Genomic DNA, 21,879 nt, shown 5'->3' with positions numbered 1-21,879 from the left:
TGGCTCTCAACGATCGAGCCGAATGCAGCGCGCCGTAACTCACTCAAAATCGGTAGAATCTGCACGTTGTCTTGACCGATTTGTTGCTAGCACGAGGCATTGCATGTCTGAGCGTTTCTTTATCGAGCCTGCTATCACGGGCGAACGTGCCTTGCTCAGCGGCAGCGAGGTGCATCACCTGGCCGGTGTGATGCGTGCGAAAGTCGGCGACGAGATCACCCTGTTCGATGGCTCGGGCTGCGAATTCACCGGGCGAATTGAGTTCCTGAAGAAGGACCGCTGCGAACTGCAAGTGATCGAGCGGCGCGAAGTCTCGCGCGAGCCCAAGGTTGCTGTCATTGTTGGCGTAGCACTCCCCAAAGGAGAGCGGCAAAAGTGGCTCATTGAAAAATTAACCGAGCTGGGCGTCTCTGAACTTGTGCCGCTGCTGACAACGCGCGGCGTGGTGCAGCCCGGCGAACAAGCCGCTAGCAGACTGCGCCGCGGCGTGATCGAAGCAAGCAAACAGTGCGGCCGAAACAAACTGCTGGAGATTGGCGAGCCGGTGACTGCCAAGGATTGGTTCGCTCAAATGCCCGCAGCGGAAGTTCGGCTCCTTGCCGACCCGGCTGGCGAACCCTTGGCCAAGGTCGCGTTGAAACTGAGTACGGCAGCGCGAGTCTTTGTCGCCGTTGGTCCTGAAGGAGGCTTCACGCCGGAAGAAACAGCCGCAGCCAAGGACGCTGGTTGGCAAGGCGTCTCGCTGGGGCGCAGCATTCTGCGCATCGAAACCGCCGCGATTGCCTTCGCAGCGGCGCTGGTTGGTCTCGCCTCGGAGTAGGCAGGAAAGTTAAGATTCGGGTGCTGCAATCACCCGGCGAGATTCATGGATGGCTGACGATCTACTCACTCAAGACCAAACGGCAGAAACGTGCTCGCAGTTCTCGCCGGCTCAAGCGCGGCATATCGTGCGTGACTTGTTCGAACATCGCCCAGAGATCTACTGGGCTGACTTTCTTACGACCATCATCAGCGGCCATGTTTGCTTTGGCTTGAGTCGCCGGCTGAATGATGTGTTGCCCTATTTCACCAGCAGTGAGTTGCCAACCTGGATCATGCTTGGTGCTCGCCTGCTGTTCTTTGCGGCTGCTTGTGTGCTCTACTTTCGCGCCGTGAATTTCATTCACGAAGTGGTGCACGTCCCAGCTCGCAAGTTTTGGCTCTTCAATGCAACCTGGAATCTGCTCTGCGGCATACCATTCCTCACGCCATCGTTTACGCACGAAGGACATCTCGATCATCATCGCCGGCGGATCTTTGGCACCACTGCCGATGGCGAGTATCTTGCACTCGGACGCTTCAGCCGTTGGTTGATGATTGTTTATCTCTCGCAAGCGATCTGGGCACCGCCACTGGCGATTGTGAGATTCGGCCTGCTCACGCCGCTCTCTTGGTTAAGCCCGCACATTCGCGATTGGGTCCACAGACACTTCTCATCGCTGGTGATGGACCCGCGCTATCTGCGCCCGTTGCCGACGGCCAACAAGCTGTGGGCTATTCGTGTGCAGGAAGGTCTGTGCTTTGCGTGGATCGTGGGCGTAGCGATTGTCGGAATTCGCCTGGGCTGGGATCGCTTCGTGCCGTTCCTGCTACAGTCGTATGCGATGGGTTGTGTCATCATTGGGCTGAATTGCCTGCGAACGATGGGGGCTCATCGCTTTCGCGGAGCGGGTGATGAGAGCACCTTTGTCGAGCAGTTACTCGACAGTGTGAACATTGATAGTCGGCAACCTTGGGACATGATCGTTGCCCCCGTTGGGCTGCGGTATCACGCGACGCATCATCTGTTCCCCGGCATTCCCTATCACAATCTGCCCGCTGCACATCGTCGCCTGATGGCCGAGTTGCCCGCCGATTCACTCTATCGCCAAACCAACGAACCTTCGCTGTTCGCTGCCATCTACAAGTTGTGGCGAGTCGAGCGCGAAGCCAGTTGTACGGTGACGAGTGCTGTAACACAGCGAGTTTCGAGTGAAGCCTAGCGCGCACGAAAAAACCCTGACGAGAAAATCGTCAGGGCTTTTGCAGGGATCGTTTACTGACCGCAATTTCGACTATGACCACTAGCTGCTGAGCAATTGAGCCAGGGCATTGAGAGCCGAGCGAGCCGCTTCGACGCCACCGAGTTGGTCAACGAGCTTCTTGGCCTTGATCAGTTGGCTGACATCACCCATCGCGGCAGCAGCGGCGGCCTTGCGACCTGGCTTTGGTCCGCGCTTGCCAATCTTGCCACCCTTCTTCTTCGCATTCGAGAGAACCGTGCTCACAAACTGAGCCGAGACTGCGACACCCTGCTTGCCGAGTGCCTCAGCAATTTCTTTAGGGCTGGCCGTTGGGTTGGCATCCTTGTAATTGCGGATTTCAGACGACTTGTTAGGCCCACCCTTGGCTTTCTTGGCCATACGATCATTCTCCCCGAAAAGGCGATAGTGTCAGAAGCTGTCACAGGTTAAAAAGAATACGCTAAGCCCAATAGTATGTCACGTCAATGTGCTGTTGTGTGCCAAAACGCCCGAAACCGCCATTTTGCGGAGACTTCCCTGCCTCCTCGCTCTTCCTCGGCAGGGTTTCTTACTTGTATTGATAGTGATCCTTCCAATTACAGAATTACCACGTTCTACCGGTTGGGCGCTACCGTGGCGCATGTACGCCTGCGGGTGATTCAGACTGGATTCACCCCACACGAAGCGGGGGTTTTGGGCTCTGTGTTACAGAAAGGGGTGAATAAATCACCTGCCCCTAAGTCGTGTCCTTCTTGCTGTTAGCAAGTCTGATACTTGGGCTCATTCTTAGGTGCGAGTCGATGGTGCGACCCGAAGTATCGATTGCCCGGCGACCCGTGGGCGGTCTCCTAAATGTCCGCTGAGCGGACCAGGGACAACTCTTGTCGCTGCGAGCTGAGATTGCCCATAAGAGTAGAGCGCGCTCGCGGTGCAAAATCTGCTACAGGCTTGCGACAGTGATCCTGCAAGTCAGATAACTGAACGACGCACGAGCGCTGGCCATGACGTGCTGGCCAACGCTCTCGAAAGAGGAACGACCGCTTTACCCTGCCATTTGCTTCAAGAAGCCTTCCAGGTGTTGGCTGCGGTTGGGGTGTTGCAGCTTGCGGACGGCCTTGGCTTCGATCTGGCGAACACGCTCGCGGGTCACCTTGAAAATGCGGCCCACTTCTTCCAGCGTGTAGGTGTAGCCGTCTTGCAGGCCATAACGCAGGCGGACGATCTCTCGTTCGCGCCAAGTGAGCGTCTTAAGCAGTTGCTCGATCTTCTCACGCAGGATCGCGTTGCTGGCACAGAAGACTGGGTTGTCGCTGCTGTTGTCTTGCAGGAACTCACCAAAGCTGGAGTCTTCACTATCCCCCACTGGGCGATCGAGGCTCACGGGATGACGACCGATATCGAGAATGCGGCGGACTTCTTCGATCGGCACTTCCGTCTGGCCGGCAATTTCTTCAGTCGTCGCTTCGCGGCCCAGTTCCTGCTGCAGCTTCTTTTGAATGTTCCGCAGTTTCGACAGGATGTCGATCATGTGGACCGGAATGCGAATCGTGCGCGCTTGATCGGCAATGGCGCGAGTGATCGCCTGGCGAATCCACCAGGTGGCATAAGTGCTGAACTTGAAGCCGCGGCGATATTCGTACTTATCGACCGCGCGCATCAGGCCGGTGTTTCCTTCCTGAATCAGGTCGAGGAAGCTCAAGCCGCGGTTGCGATACTTCTTCGCGATGCTCACGACCAGTCGCAAGTTGCCGCTGCTCAAGTTTCGCTTAGCTTCTTCGTATTCCTGGTGCTGGCGACGGAAAGCCTTGCAGCGCTCCCGCAGCGACTTCGGGCTTTCGAGCGTGATGCGCATCAGGTCGAACAGTTCGCGACGCAAGTCGGCCCGTTCATCGCGGCAAGCAACATCGGTGCGAATCACCGTCAGGCGAGCCTGGATTTGATCCATGCGGCGAGAGTAGTTTTCCAGCTGGGCCATGTGAGGATGAACGCGGCGAGTCCGCAGGCTCATCTCTTCGGCCAGTTGCAGGCACTTGCGACGACGACGCAGGAAGTTGCGGCGAGCCAGTTGTCGTTCCTCGCGGCTGGTGCTTTTGCGCACCAGGCGAGTGAAGTCTTCGCGATTCCGATCGAGCAGGTTCTCGATCGTTCGCAGGTTGTGCGGCATGCGGGCCAGGATTTGTTCCTTCGCCAGCTGTTCCGTCAGCGAGACCTTGATCGTCCGGTCGAAAGGCAATTCGCCCTTATAGACCTGCGTCAAAATCTTGACTGTTTCACGCATCGCGTAATCGCAGCTGAGCAGTGTGCGACGGAAACGCTTACGGGTTACTTCGATCTTCTTGGCCAGCGAAATCTCTTCGGTGCGCGAGAGGAGCGGAATCTCCGACATCTGCGAGAGATACAGGCGGATCGGATCGTTGTTCAGCTTGGTCGGCGGTTCGGTCGCCTTGTTGGCGAGCGAGGGGCCTTCCACTTCCTTCGGCTGGAACTTGAGGATGTCGCCCGGTCCCGGCGGCGGTTCATCCATCAGTTCGATGCCCGCTTCATCAATGGCGACGAGCAGATTGTCGAGCTTTTCGGGGTTGATGTCTTGATCGGGCAAGTAGCCGTTGACATCGTCGTAGGTCAGATAGCCCTGCGTCTTGCCTTTGGTCACAAGAGCTTGCAGGTCGACTTCCAAATGACTCGGCATGTGGTTCTGGTTCATTTCGTTCCTCCTTGAACGTTTCGACAATCACCATGCGCGCCAATCTTGCCAGCCAATCCCTGGGAGGATCGTTCACCCGCGAGTCAAGTTGCGAGACTTGCTCCGCGAGTGGCCTGCAGCCGTGATGACACCATCATTGCTACGGGCACTGCTGACTCGAAATGGTTTGCACACCTGCTTCGCGTTACATACCCCCCTGCGGGAATAGCGCGATTCAGGCCCGGCAACCGCTACCCATCCGTGGGCGCGATCAATCCTTGCTGCCGGCGTTTCGCTTCCAGTATCTCTAAAAACACGTCGTGCTTTTCTTGATCGTTAGGCTCCGTTTGCTGAAGGTATCGTTCCTTTTCGCGAATGATCCGCTGCTCGTGGGCGCGGTGAATCTTTTGCAATAAGTGCCGCAGCCGAGTCGGTGGATCGAGGTTCGCTTTGCTCGCCTTGCGATCGGCCACTTCGACCAACTGCACCAGCAGGCTTTTCAGGTCGGCATCTTCGATCTCTGCCATCACGCGACTGAAGTCGAGCGATTCGCCCGTCTCTTCCAGCTGGCGATAAGTTCGAAAGATCATTTTCGTGGCATCGGCCGAGAGATCGAGCTCGCCCAATTCCGAAAGAGCCGTTCCCGCGAGTTCGTAGTGTGCGACCAGGATCTCGAGCAGTTCGATTTCGTCCATCGAGATGGCTTCAATGCGAAACTCGGCTCGAACAGGCTGCACCTTTGCGGGTGCACTGTTCGAACTAATCGCTGGCTTGCGTACGACACGGTCGCTCTGACAAAGTTCGCCAAAGCGTTCCCGAACGATGGACTCTTCCAGCAAAAACTGTCGGGAGAGCCTGGCGAGCAATTGCTGTGTCCGCAGACTCTTGCCATCCGCACCATGGGCCGTTGCAAAGCGGGCGAGCGTCGCCAGAATCTCTTCGAGGGCTTCACTCGCGCGATGAGTTTCGCGGGCAATATCGAGATCCTTCGTTGCCGCGCGAATCTTGTGTTCCAGCGCGTCGACCGATTTGTCTTTCAGCAAGCTATTGAACGCCGGCGCGCCGTGCTCGAGCAAAAAATCGGCCGGGTCGAGTTCATCGGGGAGTGTCAGCACGCGCAGGTCGACCGTCGCGGTGACGAATAGCTCGAGAATATCATTCGTGCGCCGTTGGCCGGCATCGTCGCCATCGAGCAGCAACGTGACGGTATCGGCAAAGCGACGTAGCACCGGAATGTGGCGGTCGCCGAGTGCTGTGCCGAGGCACGCGACCACATCGGTGATGCCAAACTGGTGGCACATGATGACGTCGGTGTAGCCTTCGACGACCGTCAAGTTGCGAGTCTTGTTCGCGGTATCTTTGGCGATTTCGAGAGCGTACAGCTGTTCGCTCTTGCTGAACAGTTTCGTCTCACGGCTGTTCTTGTACTTGCCGCCAGCCTTGTCTTTGTCGACGCCGGGCAGGATGCGTCCGCCGAAGGCGATGGGCCGCTTTTGCGTATCGCGGATGGGGAAGATCACGCGGCCTTTGTAGAAGTCGTAATAGCTTCCTTTTTCACTCTTTCCGAGCAAGCCCGCAGCTTCCAACACGGCCGGTGAGTGAGAGGTGCCACGTGCGCGATCGAGCAGCCAAGTCCATTCATCGGGGCAAAACCCGATGCGGAACTTATCGACGCTTTCGCGGGTGATGCCGCGATCTTCGATGTAATGGCGAGCAACTTCCGCAGCGGGCGAACGCAGAAAATACTCGTGAAACTGATTCTCGGCCCAAGCACAGGCGGCCAGCAGAGCGTTTTTATCGTCGGGGCTGCCAGGGGCAATGGGTCGTTGTTTTTGCTGAGTGAGTTCAATCCCCGCGCGGTCGGCCAGCTGTTGCAGGGCTTCGCGAAACTCGATGCCGTGCTGCCGCATCTCAAAGCTGAAGATATCGCCGCCGATGTTGCAGACCCAGCACTTCCAAATCTGACGAGCGGGATTCACCTGCAACGAAGGCTTGCTGTCGGAGTGCCAGGGGCACAGACCCACATAGCCGCTGCCTTGCCGGCGCAGGTCGAGGTACGAACCGACCAGATCGACGATATTAATCGCCTGGCGGATTTCGTCCTTGGCTGTGCCGAAATTGGCGGCGGAACTCACGGCGATCTTCTCCTGACGGGGGCGGGAACCTGTGCGAAATGCGTTTCGCCGCAGGGCCCTCCGCTGGAGGTTCAGTTTAGCAGTCACTGGCAAGCTCAGCATGCTGTTGACGCAAGTCGTCCCTTTTGGGATTAACCGCAAACAGCCAGCCGTGATCGAAAGCTTGATCAGTGGCGGCATCCATGCCATCGACTGCACTTGTCAGCCGATAGGTGTGCCATCCTTAGCACGGCGGAAATTCTAGCGCGAATCGCTTGCGCAAAACAACCCCAGTTTTTCGCAAGTCCGCTTTCTTGCGAAAAAGTATCCTTCCGGCCGGAGTTTCTACTTTGTACTCTCCGCTATCTACTCGCTGGCTTGTCGGGAGTCGGAGATCAGAGCCTGCAACTAGACAATGATGTTTCCAGGCTGGATTTGAAACGACTCGTGGGCGGGTTGATTATCGAAAAGGTGCAATACCGCTTCGTCGCCCAGGCGAATCGCGATCGACTGCGGCGCCGAGATCACCACGCCCGCGACTCGCTGCCCAAGTAGTCGGACTAAGTGGGATGCCGAGTCCATTCCCTCGCCTGCCTTCGATTCCCCGTCGATCCGCTTGCCCGCGATATCACGCAGTTCCCATTTCCCTTCGATGGAAATGCTGGCTGTCGGGTGAAAGTGAAGCTGAATCTGATGGCAGCCAAAGCAAACCTGCGTCAGCTCGCAACCGATTAGAAAGCTCAGGTCTAAGTCAGCCGGCACGCCATACATGATTTCGCTCAACCCTGACAGTTTAGCGGCGTTGGGATGAATCAAGCGAACTCACCCGCTTCTGTTGTTGTCGATTCCCCTTCGATCTAACAGGGCTTCACGAACTGAGTTGACCGTGTCTCCCGGCCCCGGACCGGCTGCGATGCTCACCGGGCGCAACGAAAGAGACCACGACGGAGCGTGGTCTCTATACATTCAGAATGCGATTTTCACAAAACCTAGCGGCGGATCATGCGACCGCTGGTGCTCATGATCGAACCGGCTTGAGCGTGGGCCGACATCGGGCCAGGAGCATAGGGATGTTGCACCATGCCCGGATCTGGCTGCGGCGGTGCAGGCTGAGGTTGTTGCTGCTGCTGTTGAGCTTGCACGTGATACGAGAAGTGCGAGGTGGGCTCGTGCAGTTCGGCGTGCCACGGATAGTCGAACACGTTGCGGTAGTTGTACGGCCGGCGATAGTACGTGCCATGAAACGCGGGGTAGCGATTCATATGGCGATCGGCGCCGTAGCAACCGTATTTGGGGTTGTAGCACGACTGGGGCATCATCCAGTGAGGCTGCTTGTAGTGGCCGTGGCCAGAACCGCCGCCGCACGATGCGCAATCGCCGTGATGGCCCGCAGGAGCCACGTTGTAGTCTGAGTAAACGCCATCACCGCCCGTGAGGGCAAGCACGGTCAACAAAACAGCATGCATAGATCAAGCTCCTCTCCGGCAGCACCAGGCGTCGGTTCGCAAACCGCCCAGCGCTGCTGAGATGATTGTTCGGTGGAAGACGAATCTCGCGGCAGACCAGCGCGATCGGCGCGACCAGCATCTGCGTTCATTTGCATCGACCTGCGCCGGCGGAGTTTCGAGTTTCTTTGACACCACCCGAACAAGCGCTACCTGCGATACAAGCCAAACAGCCGTCACAGCTTGCCAGTGGTTGCGGTAGGGGCGTTTGGAAGGAGCTTTGGGCTCATTTTCTTCATTACCGCTGCAAGCGATTGTCGCTGTTGGGTTTATGTGCGGTCTGGAGAGCGAGAGAATCGCACCGAGCAGTGATCAAATTGCATTTGAACTGTGCAGAATCGAAGGGTGGGTTCGATAATCGAAAGGGAGCCGAAAGGAGCCACGAAGCCCCTAAGGAAAGCGGCTTCCTGGCTGGGCGGCAGGCAAGCAAGATCTTGATTCACCGCGAGTCTGGATTTTGTCGCCATCAGGCTCGCCGACGAGGCAACTTTCGCGGAGCGGATTTGATTGACGTCATCTCTAAGGACGGCTAGCATTTAGGTTGATTTCGTGCCGCCATTTTCGGGGTATTTTCGAATGCCTACGCTGGGATACTTTTTGATGGCTCACCGCTCCCTCCGATCGCGTTGTTTGCTCGCCGTTTGTTTGCTCGCTGGAGCTGGCTCACAGGCCTTTGCTGCTGATAAAGCGCCGACTCCGGAACAGTTGAAGTTCTTCGAGGAGAAAGTGCGGCCCGTCCTGGCTCAAAACTGCTTCAAGTGCCACGGCGAAGAAAAGCAGAAAGGTGACCTGCGACTCGACCTGCATCAGGCGATGCTTACCGGTGGCGAATCGGGCCCGGCGATTGTTCCCGGTAAGCCCGAAGAGAGTCTGCTGCTGGATGCCGTGAAGTACGAATCGCTCGAGATGCCCCCCGACGGCAAGCTCAGCGAAAGCGAGATCGAGATCCTGACCCAGTGGGTGAAGATCGGCGCTCCATGGCCGAAAGAACATGGCGGCGCAGGTCCTGGCCTGCGAAAGGTGAAAGACAAGATCACTGCGGCCGATCGCGAGTACTGGGCGTTCCAGCCTGTGCGTCGCGCGCCGGTGCCGGCGATCGAGAATGATCATTGGTCGCGCGGCGTCATCGATCGCTTTCTGCTCGCTCGCATGCAGACCGAAAAGCTACAGCCTGCCCCCGAAGCCGAACGGAGCACGCTGATTCGCCGGCTGTCGTTCGACCTGACCGGCCTGCCGCCGACGAAGACCGAGATTGAAGCCTTCTTAGCCGATCAAAGCCCCGATGCTTACGAGCGTCTTGTTGAGCGACTGCTTGCCAAGCCCCAGCACGGCGAACAATGGTCGCGGCATTGGCTCGACCTTGTTCGTTACGCCGAATCGGATGGTTACAAGCAAGACGATTATCGCCCCGATGCCTGGCGCTATCGCGATTACGTGATTCGCTCGCTCAATCAAGACAAGCCTTATCCGCAGTTTATTCGCGAACAGTTGGCCGGCGACGAAATGCCGCCGTCGAGCAACCCTCAAGAGTCGATCGACGCAGTAGTGGCCACCGGCTATTTGCGGCTGGGCATTTACGAGTACAACCAGCGCGATGTGAAGGGTCAGTGGAGCGTGATTCTGAACGACATCACCGACGTGACGGCCGATGTCTTTATGGGCATGGGCATGAGCTGTGCTCGTTGCCACGATCACAAGTTCGACCCGATTCTGCAGAAGGATTACTTCGCTCTGCAAGCGTTCTTTGCGCCGATCATGCCGCACGACGATACGCCGGTGGCGACTCCCAGCGAACTGACCGCGTACCAACAAAAAATGACTGACTGGAAAGCGAAGGCTGCGGATATTCTCGCGGAGTTGGCCGAACTCGAAAAACAACCGCTGAAGAATGCAGCCCACTCGCAGCTCAATCGTTTCCCCGATGACGTGGTGCCGATCCTGGTCGACAAGACCGATGAGGAACGCACGCCCTACGAGAAGCAGATTTTCGCACTCGCCTTTCGGCAGGCCAAAGCCGATCAGGACAAACTCGACTTTACCAAGAAGCTGACCGGCGAGAAAAAAGAACGCTGGGTCGCCTTGAAGGAACAGCTGAAAGAACACAACGCGGAACTGCCCGTGCCACCCCCCACGGCCATGACGGTGACCGATGTCGGCCCGCAAGCTCCGCCGGTGATGGTCCCGGGCAAGCCTCGCCTGGGCGAAGTTTTGCCGGCAATTCCGACGGTGCTGTGCACACCGCCCGCCGATGGCGAAGCGACCGAGACACCGGTCTCGCTGCCGATGCCACCTGCGGTGTTGCCAGAAAATTCGCTCTCGACCGGCCGTCGCACGGCGCTCGCCAACTGGCTGGGTGACGAAGCAAACCCACTCACGCCGCGCGTACTAGCCAATCGCCTTTGGCAGCATCACTTTGGCAAAGGTCTGTGCGAAGCGCCGAGCGATTTCGGCCGCCTCGGTCAGCCACCAAGCCATCCAGAATTGCTCGATTACCTGGCGAAGGACTTTGTCGAGAAAGGCTGGAACTGGAAGCAGCTGCATCGGCAGATCGTCACTTCCGCGGCCTATCGTCAACAGTCGTTTGGTCCCGCAACAGCAGACTCGGTTCGCATCGATCCGGCCAATCGCCTGCTGGCTCGCATGCCCGTTCGCCGCCTCAGCGCCGAGCAAATTCGCGACTCCAGCCTGGCCGTCGCGGGCGAGTTGAGCCTGACCATCGGCGGCCCAGCCGTCGATGCCACCAAGGCTCGCCGCAGCGTGTATGTGAAGGTGAAGCGGAATGTGCGCGATCCGCTGCTCGATGTGTTCGATGTGGCGGATGGCCTCTCCACGATGCCCACTCGCAACGTCACCACCACGCCCATTCAAGCGCTGCTGATGATCAACGGCCCGTTCATGATCGCGAAGGCCAAAGCGGCCAGCACGGTTGTGAAGAGCCAAGGCAAACTCGGCCCAGAAGAACAAGTGCAGAACCTGTACTTGCAGATGCTCGGTCGCCGCCCCAGCGACAGCGAGCAAGCGGCAGCGATCAGCTTCTTGCGAGAACCCTCGGAAGATAAGACGGAACGAACCCTCGCCGATCTGGCCCACGTACTGCTGAACTCGAATGAGTTTGTGTATGTGGACTGAGGAAGGGGCCAGAGGATAGGGGCCAGAGGGGCCTGCGGCGGAATAGGGCAGAGATAGTAGAGAGTCGAAAGTAGATAGAAGAGCAGAGGCACCGATGTCATCGTTCGAAGATCAAATGCTGAAGCAAGGTTATCTTTCTCGCCGGCAGATGCTCTGCCAGTCGGGGGCCGGTTTCGGTGCGCTCGCGATGGCAGGTTTGCTCGGCCAAGAACAGGCTGCCGCTGCGCCCACGCAAAAGCCTCACCATCCGGTCATGGCAACGAGCGTCATCTTTCTGTTCATGGAAGGTGGCCCGAGTGCCATGGACACCTTCGACCCCAAGCCCAAGCTGAAGGAACTGCACGGCCAGCAGTTGCCCGCGTCCTACAAGCCGATCATTCTCGCGATGGGCGAGAAGAACCCGCCGCTGATGGCCTCGAAGCGGAAGTGGGCACAGTACGGCGACGGCGGTTTGTGGGTTTCCGATTGGTACCCCAACGTCGCCCAGTGTGCCGACGACCTGTGCGTGGTGCGATCGGTCTACGGCGACGGCATTAACCACTCGGGCGGTGTCTGCCAGATGAACACGGGCTCGACGCTCGGCGGCCGGCCTTCCATCGGCTCGTGGGTCAGCTATGGCCTGGGGACCGAGAATCAGAACCTGCCAGGCTTTGTGGTGCTCGAAGACAATCCCGGCCAGGTCATCAACGGCCCACGCAACTGGGGCGCTGGCTTCATGCCAGCCGTCTATCAAGGAACGGCTTTCCAGAACGGCCCCGAGCCCATTCGCAATTTGCAAACACCGAAGGAAGTCTCCGCCGCGGCTCAAAAAGGCAAGCTCGCGCTGCTGCGAGAACTGAATCGCCAACACGCTTCCGACCGTCGCGATCAATCGGAACTCGACGCCCGCATCGCCAGCTACGAGTTGGCGTTCCGCATGCAAGCCGAAGCACCCGAAGCGGTCGACCTGTCGCAAGAGACCGCCGAGACGCAGGCGCTATACGGGCTCGATCGCAAAGAGACCGAGAACTTCGGCCGCATGTGTTTGCTCGCGCGACGCATGGTCGAGCGAGGCGTGCGCTTCGTGCAGTTGTACTCGGGCTCGGGGAGCAAGTGGGACGCTCACAGCAACATCGAGAAAAACCACGGCACCAACTGCATGGCGACCGATAAGCCTATCGCTGGCCTGCTGATGGACCTGAAGCGTCGCGGCCTGCTAAAGAACACGCTCGTCGTGTGGGGTGGCGAGTTTGGCCGCACGCCGCAAAGCGAAAAGGGAGACGGCCGCGATCACAACTCAGCCGGCTTTACGATGTGGATGGCCGGTGGCGGTGTGCGCGGCGGACGAACGATCGGCGCGACGGATGAGATCGGCCTGCATGCCGTCGAAGATCGGCTGCACGTGCACGACTTCCACGCCACGATCCTGCGGGTACTCGGCCTCGACAACATGGCCCTTACCTACCTGCACAAAGGCCGCCCCGAGCGCCCCACGCTCAACGAAGGCGCGCCCTGCGACAAGATCATTCATGGGTAGTTGGTAGGGAGGAAGGGTTAAAAGGAAGAAGAGAGGAAGCAGGCAGTTCGCATTTTTCTCTTCGGCCCTTTCTCGCTTCCTCTCTTCCGCCGGAGTAGGCTATCTCTCGGGACGTTCGTCCCCGGACGTTTCTCTGCGTCCCTGTGAACCGTCTCGCTTGAACCCTTCTCCTCCGCCGAGGGCCAGCGATGTCTGACGATCCGCCGATTCGAGTTCGGCCCATCGAAGTGATCGTGGCGGTTATTTCCGTCCTGGTGGTGCTGTACCTTTTGCTCCCTAGCCCTGGGACGCCGCGCGAAGGCTCCAGGCGAATGCAATGCGGTTACAATCTCAAGCAGCTGGCCTTGGCGTTGCAAAACTACCACGACACGTTCGGTCGCTTTCCCGCCGGTGCCGAGGTCCGTCAGTCGGCCGCGACCGGCGATCAGCCCACTTGGGGTCAATCGTGGATCGTGGCCACATTACCCTTTTGCGAACAGGCTCCGCTGCATGACGGGCTAAGGAAGGCGGAAGCTCAAGGAGCGGAGTACGTCAGTCCGCAGCTTCGGCAGGTCGCGGATAAGGTGAAGCTTCGGTACTTGCTCTGCCCATCGAGCAAGCTACCAGAATCCGAAAAACTGAACGGCTTTCAACTCTTCATTCCCAGTTACGTCGGCATCATGGGGGCCAATGAATTGACGACCGGTCCAGCCGCGCAACAAGTGACCGAGATGAAGGGCCCCATCGTGCCGGGGCCGTATGCAGGCTGGGCCGCGAGCAACGGCATGTTGCCCATCAACCAGCGGCTCAAGTTTGCCGACTGCACCGATGGAACCGCGAACACGCTCATCGTGGCCGAAGTATCCGCTTGGTACTACGACGATCGTGGCCGTCGGCAGAATCCAGCGCTCGCCTTCAGTGGCAATTCACCCGCCACAGCCGGTTGGCTCGCCGGCACGAATCTGACAGGCACGCTGGGCAATGACTTCATGGCCGTTCCCGCCGACCGTGTGAATAACCTGGTCACCGTCGAGCACGCCATCAACACCAACAACAAACGCGGCAAGTCCGACGCTCATCCCAATTGGACCACCGGTGGCATCGGACCGCGCGGGCTCAACAATCCGCTTACGTCCGAACATCCGGCTGGCGCTATGGCCGGCTTTGTCGATGGCCACGTTCAATTGCTTACCAAAGAAACCGATCCCTCTGTCCTCAAACGTCTCGCCATTCGCGACGATGGAGACCTGCTCCTAGACTACTGAGGCGGAGCGCTTACACCTTTGATCCTCGCAAACCGCGGGATGTCTGATGTCAGAAACCTCTCCCCGTGCTTTCACACTCAAGACGCTGATGATCGTGGTCACGATCCTCTGCGTGCTGATGGGACTGTTGTTCCCGGCCATCAATACGGCCCGCATGCGAGCGCAGCGAATGGACTGCGCCAACAATCTCAAGGTTCTCTCGCTGGGATTGCAGAACTATCACGACACGTTTTTGTATCTGCCCTACGGAGCGAGAAATCGTACGACCGGTGCACCCGGCGACATTCCGAACTGGGGCTCATCTTGGCTGCTTGCCACCACTCCCTTCTGCGAGCAGCGACCAACCTTCGACCAAGTAGTGGCACAGGAATCACAGTCCAGCCGCAACGACTACCTCAGTGCCGCCGTTCAGAATGAAGTTGCGAACGCCCGATTCAAGTACATGCTCTGCCCATTCAGCCCGCTGCCGCCGCTGCAAAATATCGGTGGCCTGCAGCTGACGGTTCCCAGTTACGCGGGCATCATGGGTGCCAACGAACTGACGGGGCAGACGCCGGCGACCATCAACGTCATCGACGCCGAACAGCGGTTAGTCGTTGGTCCTTATCAGGGAATTGCCGCAGCGAACGGTATGCTGCCGGTGAACGAGTGCTTGTCGCTCGCGGCCTGCACCGATGGCACTGCGAATACGCTGATCGTGGGCGAAGTCTCGCACTGGTATTCCGACGGCCGCAAGCAGCGCAACCCGGCACTCAGTGTGGCCGATGCCGGCGATAGTGCAAGCAACGCCGCAGGCTGGATCGCGGGAACGGACTTGCCAGATCTCATCGAATCGGGTGGTCCCGCCGTCGGCCCCGACCGCGTGTTGAACTTAATCACCATCGAGCACGCTATTGGCACGAATGGCAAAAGCAGCGACCCGAAATGGGGCACGCAAGGCATCGGCCGCTGCGGCTTGAACAACCCGTTGCTCTCCAGCCATCCCGGCGGCGCGTGGGTCGCCTTCACCGATGCCCACGTGCAGTTACTCACCATTCATACTGACCTTTACGTCCTTAAGCGCCTGGCCATTCGCGATGACGGCGGCGTGTTGCCCGACTACTAAGACCAACACTCAACGAGAGGGAACAATCCATGCCAACCCAAGTGAAACGCGGCTTCACCCTCGTGGAATTGCTGGTGGTGATCGTCGTCATCGGGGTTCTCATCGCCCTGCTGCTTCCCAACATGCGTGGTTCCCGCGAAGCAGCGCGACGCATGCAGTGCGGCAATAACTTGAAGCAACTCGCGTTCGGACTGCAGAACTATCACGACACGTTTCAATGGCTCCCTTACGGCGCGAGAAATTGCCCGCACGAAGCAGCCGGCGAAGAACCTTCGTGGGGATCGTCTTGGATCACCGCGACCTTGCCCTTCTGCGAGCAAGGTCCGCTATTTACGAAATTGATGCAGGCCAATGCGGAAGGCACCGCGCACGATTTTCTCAGCGACGAGCTTCGTCAGGCGGCAGGCGGAGCAAAGATCAAATATCTGCTCTGCCTTTCGAGTCCGCTGCCGGAGATACAAACGCTCAGTGGCCACGCCCTGATGGTTCCCAGCTACGCGGGCATTATGGGAGCCAACCATCACCTCGATGCGAAGGGTAACAGCGTTCACGACCAAAAAGGGCGAATCGTGCCCGGGCCTTACAATGGCTTCGCGGCCGCCAATGGCCTGCTCTTGGTAAATGAGTGCCTGAACCTGAGCGACTGCCAGGACGGCAGCGCGAACACCATCATCGTCGGTGAAGTCGCCGATTGGTATTTCGCTGGCAGCGAGAAAATGAACCCTTCCCTGAGCATCGCTGCGGCTGGCAGCGGTCCACCGGGAGCGGCAGGCTGGATCGCCGGGACCAATCTGGCTGGCCCCATTCAAAAGGATGGTCCCGCCATCGAACCCGGACGCGTACTGAACTTAATCACCATGGAACACGCGGTCGGCACCAATGGCAAAGGCGATTCTCAACCCAAAGGGGGCACGCAGGGGATCGGCCGCTGCGGACTCAACAACCCTCTGATTTCTGCGCATCCCGCTGGTGCTACGGTCGCTTTCGCCGACGGGCACACGCAGTTTTTACTGTCCAAGACACCGCTGTATGTGCTGAAGCGCCTTGCCATTCGCGATGATGGCGGAGAGATCTCCGACTTTTAATGAGCACCCCCGATCGCAACTCCCAAACTGACTCGGCTCGGATCACCTTCACGCTGCGCGAACTCTTGATCGTGGTGACTATTATCGGCATCATCCTGGCGCTAGTGTTGCCAGCCATTAACGCCGCCCGCGAAGCTGCCCGGAGAATGCAGTGCGGCAACACCACCGGACAACTTTGCTTGGCTCTCCTCAACTATCAAGACACCTACAGATCCCTGCCGCACGGAGCGCGCAACCGAACCCGCGACGATGATGTGGGAGAGTCGACTTGGGGGACTTCCTGGCTGACCGCAATTCTTCCTTTTTGCGAGGCGGACCCTCTCTATGGCCAACTCTGCAATGTTGATGCCGCCGCGTCAGACAACGACTACCTCAGTCCAACAATGCGGACCAATACACAACAGCACGGTGCCTGGTTCATGCTCTGCCCTTCCAGCCCCTTGCCACGAACGCAAGCGATTGGCAACGCAGAATTGATAGTCCCGAGTTACGCCGGCATCATGGGGGCCAATGATTTCGCCGCTGCATCCAGTCCAGTGCTGGACTCGCAGGGCCGCATTGTGGCTGGTCCCTACGGCGGCTTTGCCGCGGCCAATGGAATGTTGACGGTCAACCAATGGCTAACTCTCGCCGATTGCAAAGACGGCCACGCGAACCAGATCATGATCGGCGAAGTTTCGAATTGGTACTTCGACGGCGGTCGCCAACGGAACCTGGCCCTGAGCGTGGCGGATGCCGGAGATGGCTTCCACAATGAAGCTGGCTGGCTCGCGGGAACAAATCTCACCCTCACAATTGAGCGGGGCGGCCCAGCGATTGGCGTCGATCAAGTGCTGAATCTCGTCACCATCGAGCACGCCATCGGCACGAATGGCAAAACCAAAGAACCGAAATGGGGCACGCAGGGGATCGGCCGCTGCGGACTCAACAACCCGCTCCATTCCGCGCATCCCGCCGGTGCTATGGTTGGCTTCGTCGATGGCCACGTGCAACTCCTCAGCAAACAAACTTCACTCGACGTCCTCAAACGCCTCGCCATCCGCGATGACGGCGGCGAGTTGCCGAGTGACTATTAATCTGACAGCGGACTGCCCCACGCCTTCGCCGCGCGGAGTGACCGCCGCAACATTCGGTCGCTAACGATGCCCAGGAGGCGTGACAGCGTGAATCGCTGCGGCTCGGTCGAAAGTCTCAGCGACTACTATTCTCCACATTACAATGACATCATGTACTACAACTCGATACATCGTACAAATGTATTGACATTGTGTCAAGTACATTATAACGTCATTGCTAGGCAGGGACTGGTAGCTTTCCCTCCGACTCCCGACCTCCGACCTCCGACTCCCGACCTCCGACTCCCGACCTCCGACTCCTGGACGGGCGCGGCGGTTCGTGACAATTCGTTCTCGCCGGGACGAAGGGAACTCCTGTAGCCAATCGCCACGCACCCCCCGATTAGGGCCTGTTCAGCAGGCAGTTTGAACAGGGTGAAAAGTGGTTATCAGACGGTTATCAGCAAAACGCGAATCGGCGATCATTTTTCGTCGCAACCCACTGAAATAAAAGGAGTTGAATCGACACATCAGTTTCGATTTTTCTCGCAAAAAGTTATCAAAACGGGGCTGCAACGAGCGTGAATGCGGGGCTGTTCAGCGGGGCCAGGGGGGACGGAGCGGTCGCTAGCGAGGGGAAGGGAATGGTCAAAAAAATGTGTCCGCGGCGTGACCAGACTAGTCACGGGCGTCGCGAAGATAGAAGTGTGGGGCCAAGGTACTCGGTCCCTTTCCTTTCGAGCTTCGCAGTCACGTCCTTCGATCAACGAGCCCGCCATGCGACAACTCATTCAACGTGCGATTCGCCAAAGTGACGACCTGGTGTTGGTGTTCGATTATCAGGACTCCAAAGGGGCCACGACGCGCCGCGTTGTCAGCCCGGTCCGGTTTCTCGCCGGCGATCGCTTCTTGGCCCTGTGCCTCAGCCGGGAGGAACCACGGCAGTTTTATCTCAATCGTTGCCAGAACCTGCGGCTCGATTGGGCGAACAACTTTGTGATGCCGGTGCCGTGTTGAGAGAGCAACAATGATTGACGATGTCACAAGCGGACAACTCGCGCGGACAAAGCGAATCGCGTTCAGTTGCTGCGAACGACTTGGGCCGTCTTGCTATTGGCAAAACTGGCGGCGATTCGTTGCACGCCGCTATAAGCCGCCCACGCGCTGAAGAAGCCAAAGAAGATCACGGTCCAGGCGAGGATCGCCAGTCGCCACTTGGGAATCCGCACTTCGGCCGGCAACCGCCGCGTGTTCATGAACATCAACAAGACGGAGTACAGAAACATCACGCCGCCGTTCATGGCTGCGGTCAGTTGAAACAGGGCCAACGCTCCGATTTTCACCCCGAACATGTCGAGGCTCAAGATGCCGATGGCCAGCAGAATCTCGCCCCACAGAAACCAGTAATAGAGCCGTCCTTCGCTCCATTGCGGCTTGTCGCGCAGCCAAGCGACCTTTACCAGGTCGGTCGAGATGCGACTGCTCGCATCGAGCACACCGAATTCCGTCGTAAACAAAATCGCCACTCCCATTACCAGAAAGGCCAGCTTCGCTGCCGGTCCGATGATCTCGCCCAGGCGAACCGCTTCGGCCCAGACGAACCCCAGCCCCTCTTGGTATTTTGCCGGGTCGACCTGCAACGTCCCGGCGGCATCGTAAAAGGCGATGTAGCTGATGAGGGTCAGCAGTGTGAGACAGATGATGCAGGTGAGCAGGAACGAGACGAAATGTTCCCAGCAGGCGGCTCGCCACCACTGCCGCCAGCGGGCCAGATTCTCGGGCGTATGTGGAAAGTGAAAGCCCGTTTCACTGACTGCTTCTTCGTTGCCGGTGAAGGGGCTCGTCAGTCGGCCGATGTGCGCGCCCATCGCATAGCCCTTGTCCTTGATGTAGTTCGCTTGGGCCAGATTCATCGTGCCTCCCGCGCCGGCGAAGGCCAGCGCGCCGAGCAGGCCGATGGGCGTGAGGCTGGCGTCGAAGGTCGGCAAGAACTTCGGCCAGCCGAGCGTTGCGACCGAGGTGACTTGTGTCACCAGGGCATCGGGGCGCAAACAGACGAGCCACACGGCCAGCACGATGACGAGGGCCAGGATCAGGCCTACGAGCGTCAATTGAACCTTTTCGACCGTTTCGTAAATGACGGGCCCGGCGGTGAGAATGATGCCGCAGCCGATCAGAGTGACAATCGAAATCCAATTGTCGTAGCGGCCGGGTTGGATGGCACCGGCCGAATCGAACTGAGGTCCAAACACGAGCCAGCCGAGCAACTGGGAACAGCCTTGGGCCCAGGCGGGGAGCATCCAGGGAATGATGTTGAGCGCGAGAAAGACCGGCGCGACGAATCGGTTCATGCGCTGCAGGCCGATGAGCGTGGTCTCGCCGGTGGCCATCGTCCAACGCATGATTTCGAGGTTCAGAAAGTACTGCGTCACCACGGCGAGCAAGCAGGCCCAAAAGAAGACGAACTGGCTCTTGAACGTGATGAACGGCCACAGCACGTACTCGCCGCTGCCGAGAGCCAGGCCCGCCAGAATCACGCTGGGGCCGATCATCTTCCACACGGGCAAGGCCGCGGGCATCTCGCGCCAGCGCAGCGGGGGCAAGGCACCGGCGGGAATTACGCTGTCCGGCACCGTCTCATCGGCGATACTCATCTTCACTCACGCGCAGCGGGGGAGAGAGGGCGACCCAAGTGTGCCGGCATTCTATGCGATGGCACTGCGACGAGGGGGAATCTGCCGACGCGACACGTTAGGCTCGGAGGGAGCCGCATGGTGAAGATTGAGGTACGAGGATCTCGAGAGAAAGATCGCGAGGCGAGCCACAAACTACGATTGCATCTGCTCGAGAGCCTCTTTGGCGTAGGCGCGGCGAACTTCCCAATAGAAGTAGCTGCCCAGGCCGGTGAAGATCAGAATGGGCATCGTGAGCATGAAGAGAATGCTCCAGAAATAGCCCCGGGCGATGTTGTACGTCTCGGGATCGGAGGCGAGCTGGTCCTTGCACGTCGGGCAGGCTTGGGCGATGCCAGCGAGCAGCAACACGGCCAGGCAAGCCAGGGCGAACGAACTGAGTTGAGATAGCTTCATCGCAAACACCTGCTGGAAGGGCGAAACCGGTACGCTCGCCACTTCAATTAATTTTAGGCAACTCACCCTGCGGGAGGAATAGCTGATAGAGCATCAAGTAAACGATTACACCAGTAATGGAAACATACAGCCAAATGGGGAACGTCCAGCGGGCAAAGCGAACGTGCCGCAGTCGCTGATCGGTCAGGCCGAAATAGATCGTCGCAATCGCTAAAAACGGTACCGCTGCCGCCAGGAAGACATGCGAGGCCAGCAGGGGGTAATAGAACATGGCCGCGACGGGATACTCGTCGCGCGGAAACAGGTGCGTGCCCGCGAAAGCGATGCGCGTGAGGTACGAGACCAAAAACACGACCGACACGCCGAAGCAACTGAGCATGGTTGCTTTATGGGCCTGCTCGCGACGCTGCTTGATGAGCACGTAGCCGGTAACGAGTAGCACCGTGGCCAGGCTGTTGAGCAGCGCGTTGACGTGCGGCAGGTAAGGAACGATGTCTTGCAACACAAAGTTCCTTAAGGAGCAGCCGGGGTTGGTGAAGTGGCTTCCGCGGGTTTCTCGGCGGGAACAGGTTCTGCTTGTTTCTCTGCCTTTTGTTCCGTCGCGGCTTCTTCAGCCTGCTTGATCTGGGTGGCTCGCTCTTCGGCCGCTTTGACGACCTCGGCGGGAGGCTCCGTTTCGGCCAGCAGGCGATCGAGCGTCAGTTTTAACTCGGCCAGCGAAGCAGGCTCTTTCCAGGAAAAGCTGCCGCGCGGGTGGCCCCACTTGTCGCGGACTTCGAACTTTTCGGTATGCGTGTAGCGTTTGAGCGGGACCCGATAGATCTCTTCGGCGATGCGGCGAATGTAAGTCAAATCGCCGGTGAGAAACCACCACGCTTGACCGTCGTTGGCGATATCGAACTGCCGGGCGTGTTGCGCGAGGTATGAAGGAGTGTCGAGTTCCGGGTCGCAAGTAATGCTCAGGAACTGCACGCCCTTGGGGCCGTATTCGCGCTGGATGATTTCGAACTGCGCGTTTTGCCGCTTGCACTCAGCCGGGCAACTGGCGAAGAAGAAGTTGGTGACATTCACCTTACCAGCGAGATCGGCGGTCCCCTTCTTGCTGCCATCACGCTCGGTGAGGGTGAACTCTTTCAGGTAGACATCGCCGGCCGAAGGGGGCGGCAGCTTGTAGCCGCGATCGAGAACCGGATCGGACGTATAGACAGCAGCAGCCGGCCGGCTGTACTTGTAGCCTAACCACAGAATGGTGCCGCCCATCGCAATGAACAGTACACCCAACCAGGCGAGCACCGACTTACTCATGACCCAT

The 21,879-nt window shown here is 58.6% G+C and carries 18 protein-coding genes; 9 read left to right on the top strand and 9 right to left on the bottom strand.

The window, feature by feature from the left end; translation table 11 throughout:
• Positions 1-103 precede the first annotated feature (103 nt).
• Both NA78x_RS02750 and NA78x_RS02745 read left to right on the top strand, forming a co-directional pair.
• Positions 104-820 carry a 16S rRNA (uracil(1498)-N(3))-methyltransferase gene (locus NA78x_RS02750; protein ID WP_425616889.1) on the top strand — a complete coding sequence of 239 codons (717 nt, stop codon included), beginning with the start codon at positions 104-106 and terminating at the stop codon, positions 818-820.
• 49 nt (positions 821-869) lie between these two features.
• On the top strand, positions 870-2,021 hold the full coding sequence (locus NA78x_RS02745) for a fatty acid desaturase family protein (RefSeq protein WP_425616888.1): 1,152 nt from the start codon (positions 870-872) through the stop codon (positions 2,019-2,021).
• A gap of 81 nt (positions 2,022-2,102) precedes the next feature.
• Here NA78x_RS02745 and NA78x_RS02740 read toward each other — a convergent pair whose 3' ends face one another.
• From NA78x_RS02740 to NA78x_RS02720, 5 genes are all read right to left on the bottom strand, one after another.
• On the bottom strand, positions 2,103-2,441 hold the full coding sequence (locus NA78x_RS02740) for a hypothetical protein (protein ID WP_425616887.1): 339 nt from the start codon (positions 2,439-2,441) through the stop codon (positions 2,103-2,105).
• A 643-nt stretch (positions 2,442-3,084) separates the two neighbouring features.
• A complete protein-coding gene (gene rpoD / locus NA78x_RS02735; RefSeq protein ID WP_425616886.1) occupies positions 3,085-4,746 on the bottom strand; it encodes an RNA polymerase sigma factor RpoD in 1,662 nt (553 codons plus the stop codon).
• A gap of 230 nt (positions 4,747-4,976) precedes the next feature.
• Positions 4,977-6,860 (bottom strand): DNA primase, encoded by a 1,884-nt coding sequence (gene dnaG, locus NA78x_RS02730; protein WP_425616885.1) that lies wholly within the window; start codon positions 6,858-6,860, stop codon positions 4,977-4,979.
• 387 nt (positions 6,861-7,247) lie between these two features.
• Positions 7,248-7,610 (bottom strand): hypothetical protein, encoded by a 363-nt coding sequence (locus NA78x_RS02725; RefSeq protein ID WP_425616884.1) that lies wholly within the window; start codon positions 7,608-7,610, stop codon positions 7,248-7,250.
• Between the two features lie 218 nt (positions 7,611-7,828).
• Positions 7,829-8,305 (bottom strand): hypothetical protein, encoded by a 477-nt coding sequence (locus tag NA78x_RS02720; RefSeq protein WP_425616883.1) that lies wholly within the window; start codon positions 8,303-8,305, stop codon positions 7,829-7,831.
• Positions 8,306-8,944: 639 nt separating this feature from the next.
• Here NA78x_RS02720 and NA78x_RS02715 point away from each other — a divergent pair.
• The 7 genes from NA78x_RS02715 (at position 8,945) to NA78x_RS02685 (ending at position 18,495) form a co-directional block, all read left to right on the top strand.
• Positions 8,945-11,473, top strand: coding sequence for a PSD1 and planctomycete cytochrome C domain-containing protein (locus NA78x_RS02715; RefSeq protein WP_425616882.1), 2,529 nt, complete (start codon positions 8,945-8,947; stop codon positions 11,471-11,473).
• A gap of 94 nt (positions 11,474-11,567) precedes the next feature.
• Positions 11,568-12,989, top strand: a complete 1,422-nt coding sequence (locus tag NA78x_RS02710) for a DUF1501 domain-containing protein (protein WP_425616881.1) — start codon at positions 11,568-11,570, stop codon at positions 12,987-12,989.
• Positions 12,990-13,177: 188 nt separating this feature from the next.
• Complete coding sequence (locus NA78x_RS02705) at positions 13,178-14,233, top strand: DUF1559 domain-containing protein (protein WP_425616880.1); 1,056 nt, start codon at positions 13,178-13,180, stop codon at positions 14,231-14,233.
• Positions 14,234-14,279: 46 nt separating this feature from the next.
• Positions 14,280-15,338 carry a DUF1559 domain-containing protein gene (locus NA78x_RS02700; protein WP_425616879.1) on the top strand — a complete coding sequence of 353 codons (1,059 nt, stop codon included), beginning with the start codon at positions 14,280-14,282 and terminating at the stop codon, positions 15,336-15,338.
• 29 nt (positions 15,339-15,367) lie between these two features.
• Entirely contained in the window at positions 15,368-16,423 is a 1,056-nt protein-coding gene (locus NA78x_RS02695; protein ID WP_425616878.1) for a DUF1559 domain-containing protein, read from the top strand.
• Positions 16,423-17,499, top strand: a complete 1,077-nt coding sequence (locus tag NA78x_RS02690; protein ID WP_425616877.1) for a DUF1559 domain-containing protein — start codon at positions 16,423-16,425, stop codon at positions 17,497-17,499. Before NA78x_RS02695 ends, NA78x_RS02690 begins: the two co-directional genes overlap by 1 nt.
• Positions 17,500-18,255: 756 nt before the next feature.
• Positions 18,256-18,495 (top strand): hypothetical protein, encoded by a 240-nt coding sequence (locus NA78x_RS02685; protein WP_425616876.1) that lies wholly within the window; start codon positions 18,256-18,258, stop codon positions 18,493-18,495.
• Between the two features lie 62 nt (positions 18,496-18,557).
• Here NA78x_RS02685 and NA78x_RS02680 read toward each other — a convergent pair whose 3' ends face one another.
• The 4 genes from NA78x_RS02680 to NA78x_RS02665 all read right to left on the bottom strand — a co-directional run bounded on the left by NA78x_RS02680 (position 18,558) and on the right by NA78x_RS02665 (position 21,872).
• Positions 18,558-20,132, bottom strand: coding sequence for an Nramp family divalent metal transporter (locus NA78x_RS02680; protein WP_425616875.1), 1,575 nt, complete (start codon positions 20,130-20,132; stop codon positions 18,558-18,560).
• A 174-nt stretch (positions 20,133-20,306) separates the two neighbouring features.
• A complete protein-coding gene (locus tag NA78x_RS02675; RefSeq protein ID WP_425616874.1) occupies positions 20,307-20,567 on the bottom strand; it encodes a hypothetical protein in 261 nt (86 codons plus the stop codon).
• A 43-nt stretch (positions 20,568-20,610) separates the two neighbouring features.
• A complete protein-coding gene (locus NA78x_RS02670) occupies positions 20,611-21,069 on the bottom strand; it encodes a DUF420 domain-containing protein (protein ID WP_425616873.1) in 459 nt (152 codons plus the stop codon).
• A gap of 11 nt (positions 21,070-21,080) precedes the next feature.
• The gene (locus NA78x_RS02665; RefSeq protein ID WP_425616872.1) at positions 21,081-21,872 is read right to left on the bottom strand and encodes an SCO family protein; all 792 of its coding nucleotides are present in this window, start codon (positions 21,870-21,872) and stop codon (positions 21,081-21,083) included.
• Positions 21,873-21,879: the final 7 nt, after the last annotated feature.

This window comes from Anatilimnocola aquadivae, from assembly GCF_049819085.1.
Lineage (GTDB): Bacteria > Planctomycetota > Planctomycetia > Pirellulales > Pirellulaceae > Anatilimnocola.
The sequence above is the reverse complement of the archived record's forward strand: the minus strand, read 5'-3'. Positions and strand labels throughout refer to the sequence as shown.

Excerpts from the sequence above, each read along its gene's own strand:
- NA78x_RS02710 (WP_425616881.1), top strand. The coding sequence starts at position 11,568 with ATGTCATCGTTCGAAGATCAAATGCTGAAGCAAGGTTATCTTTCTCGC.
- NA78x_RS02685 (WP_425616876.1), top strand. The coding sequence starts at position 18,256 with ATGCGACAACTCATTCAACGTGCGATTCGCCAAAGTGACGACCTGGTG.
- rpoD (WP_425616886.1), bottom strand. The coding sequence starts at position 4,746 with ATGAACCAGAACCACATGCCGAGTCATTTGGAAGTCGACCTGCAAGCT.
- NA78x_RS02700 (WP_425616879.1), top strand. The coding sequence starts at position 14,280 with ATGTCAGAAACCTCTCCCCGTGCTTTCACACTCAAGACGCTGATGATC.
- NA78x_RS02720 (WP_425616883.1), bottom strand. The coding sequence starts at position 8,305 with ATGCATGCTGTTTTGTTGACCGTGCTTGCCCTCACGGGCGGTGATGGC.
- NA78x_RS02750 (WP_425616889.1), top strand. The coding sequence starts at position 104 with ATGTCTGAGCGTTTCTTTATCGAGCCTGCTATCACGGGCGAACGTGCC.
- NA78x_RS02745 (WP_425616888.1), top strand. The coding sequence starts at position 870 with ATGGCTGACGATCTACTCACTCAAGACCAAACGGCAGAAACGTGCTCG.
- NA78x_RS02665 (WP_425616872.1), bottom strand. The coding sequence starts at position 21,872 with ATGAGTAAGTCGGTGCTCGCCTGGTTGGGTGTACTGTTCATTGCGATG.
- NA78x_RS02715 (WP_425616882.1), top strand. The coding sequence starts at position 8,945 with ATGGCTCACCGCTCCCTCCGATCGCGTTGTTTGCTCGCCGTTTGTTTG.
- NA78x_RS02740 (WP_425616887.1), bottom strand. The coding sequence starts at position 2,441 with ATGGCCAAGAAAGCCAAGGGTGGGCCTAACAAGTCGTCTGAAATCCGC.
- NA78x_RS02725 (WP_425616884.1), bottom strand. The coding sequence starts at position 7,610 with ATGTATGGCGTGCCGGCTGACTTAGACCTGAGCTTTCTAATCGGTTGC.
- NA78x_RS02680 (WP_425616875.1), bottom strand. The coding sequence starts at position 20,132 with ATGAGTATCGCCGATGAGACGGTGCCGGACAGCGTAATTCCCGCCGGT.
- NA78x_RS02690 (WP_425616877.1), top strand. The coding sequence starts at position 16,423 with ATGAGCACCCCCGATCGCAACTCCCAAACTGACTCGGCTCGGATCACC.
- NA78x_RS02705 (WP_425616880.1), top strand. The coding sequence starts at position 13,178 with ATGTCTGACGATCCGCCGATTCGAGTTCGGCCCATCGAAGTGATCGTG.
- NA78x_RS02695 (WP_425616878.1), top strand. The coding sequence starts at position 15,368 with ATGCCAACCCAAGTGAAACGCGGCTTCACCCTCGTGGAATTGCTGGTG.
- NA78x_RS02675 (WP_425616874.1), bottom strand. The coding sequence starts at position 20,567 with ATGAAGCTATCTCAACTCAGTTCGTTCGCCCTGGCTTGCCTGGCCGTG.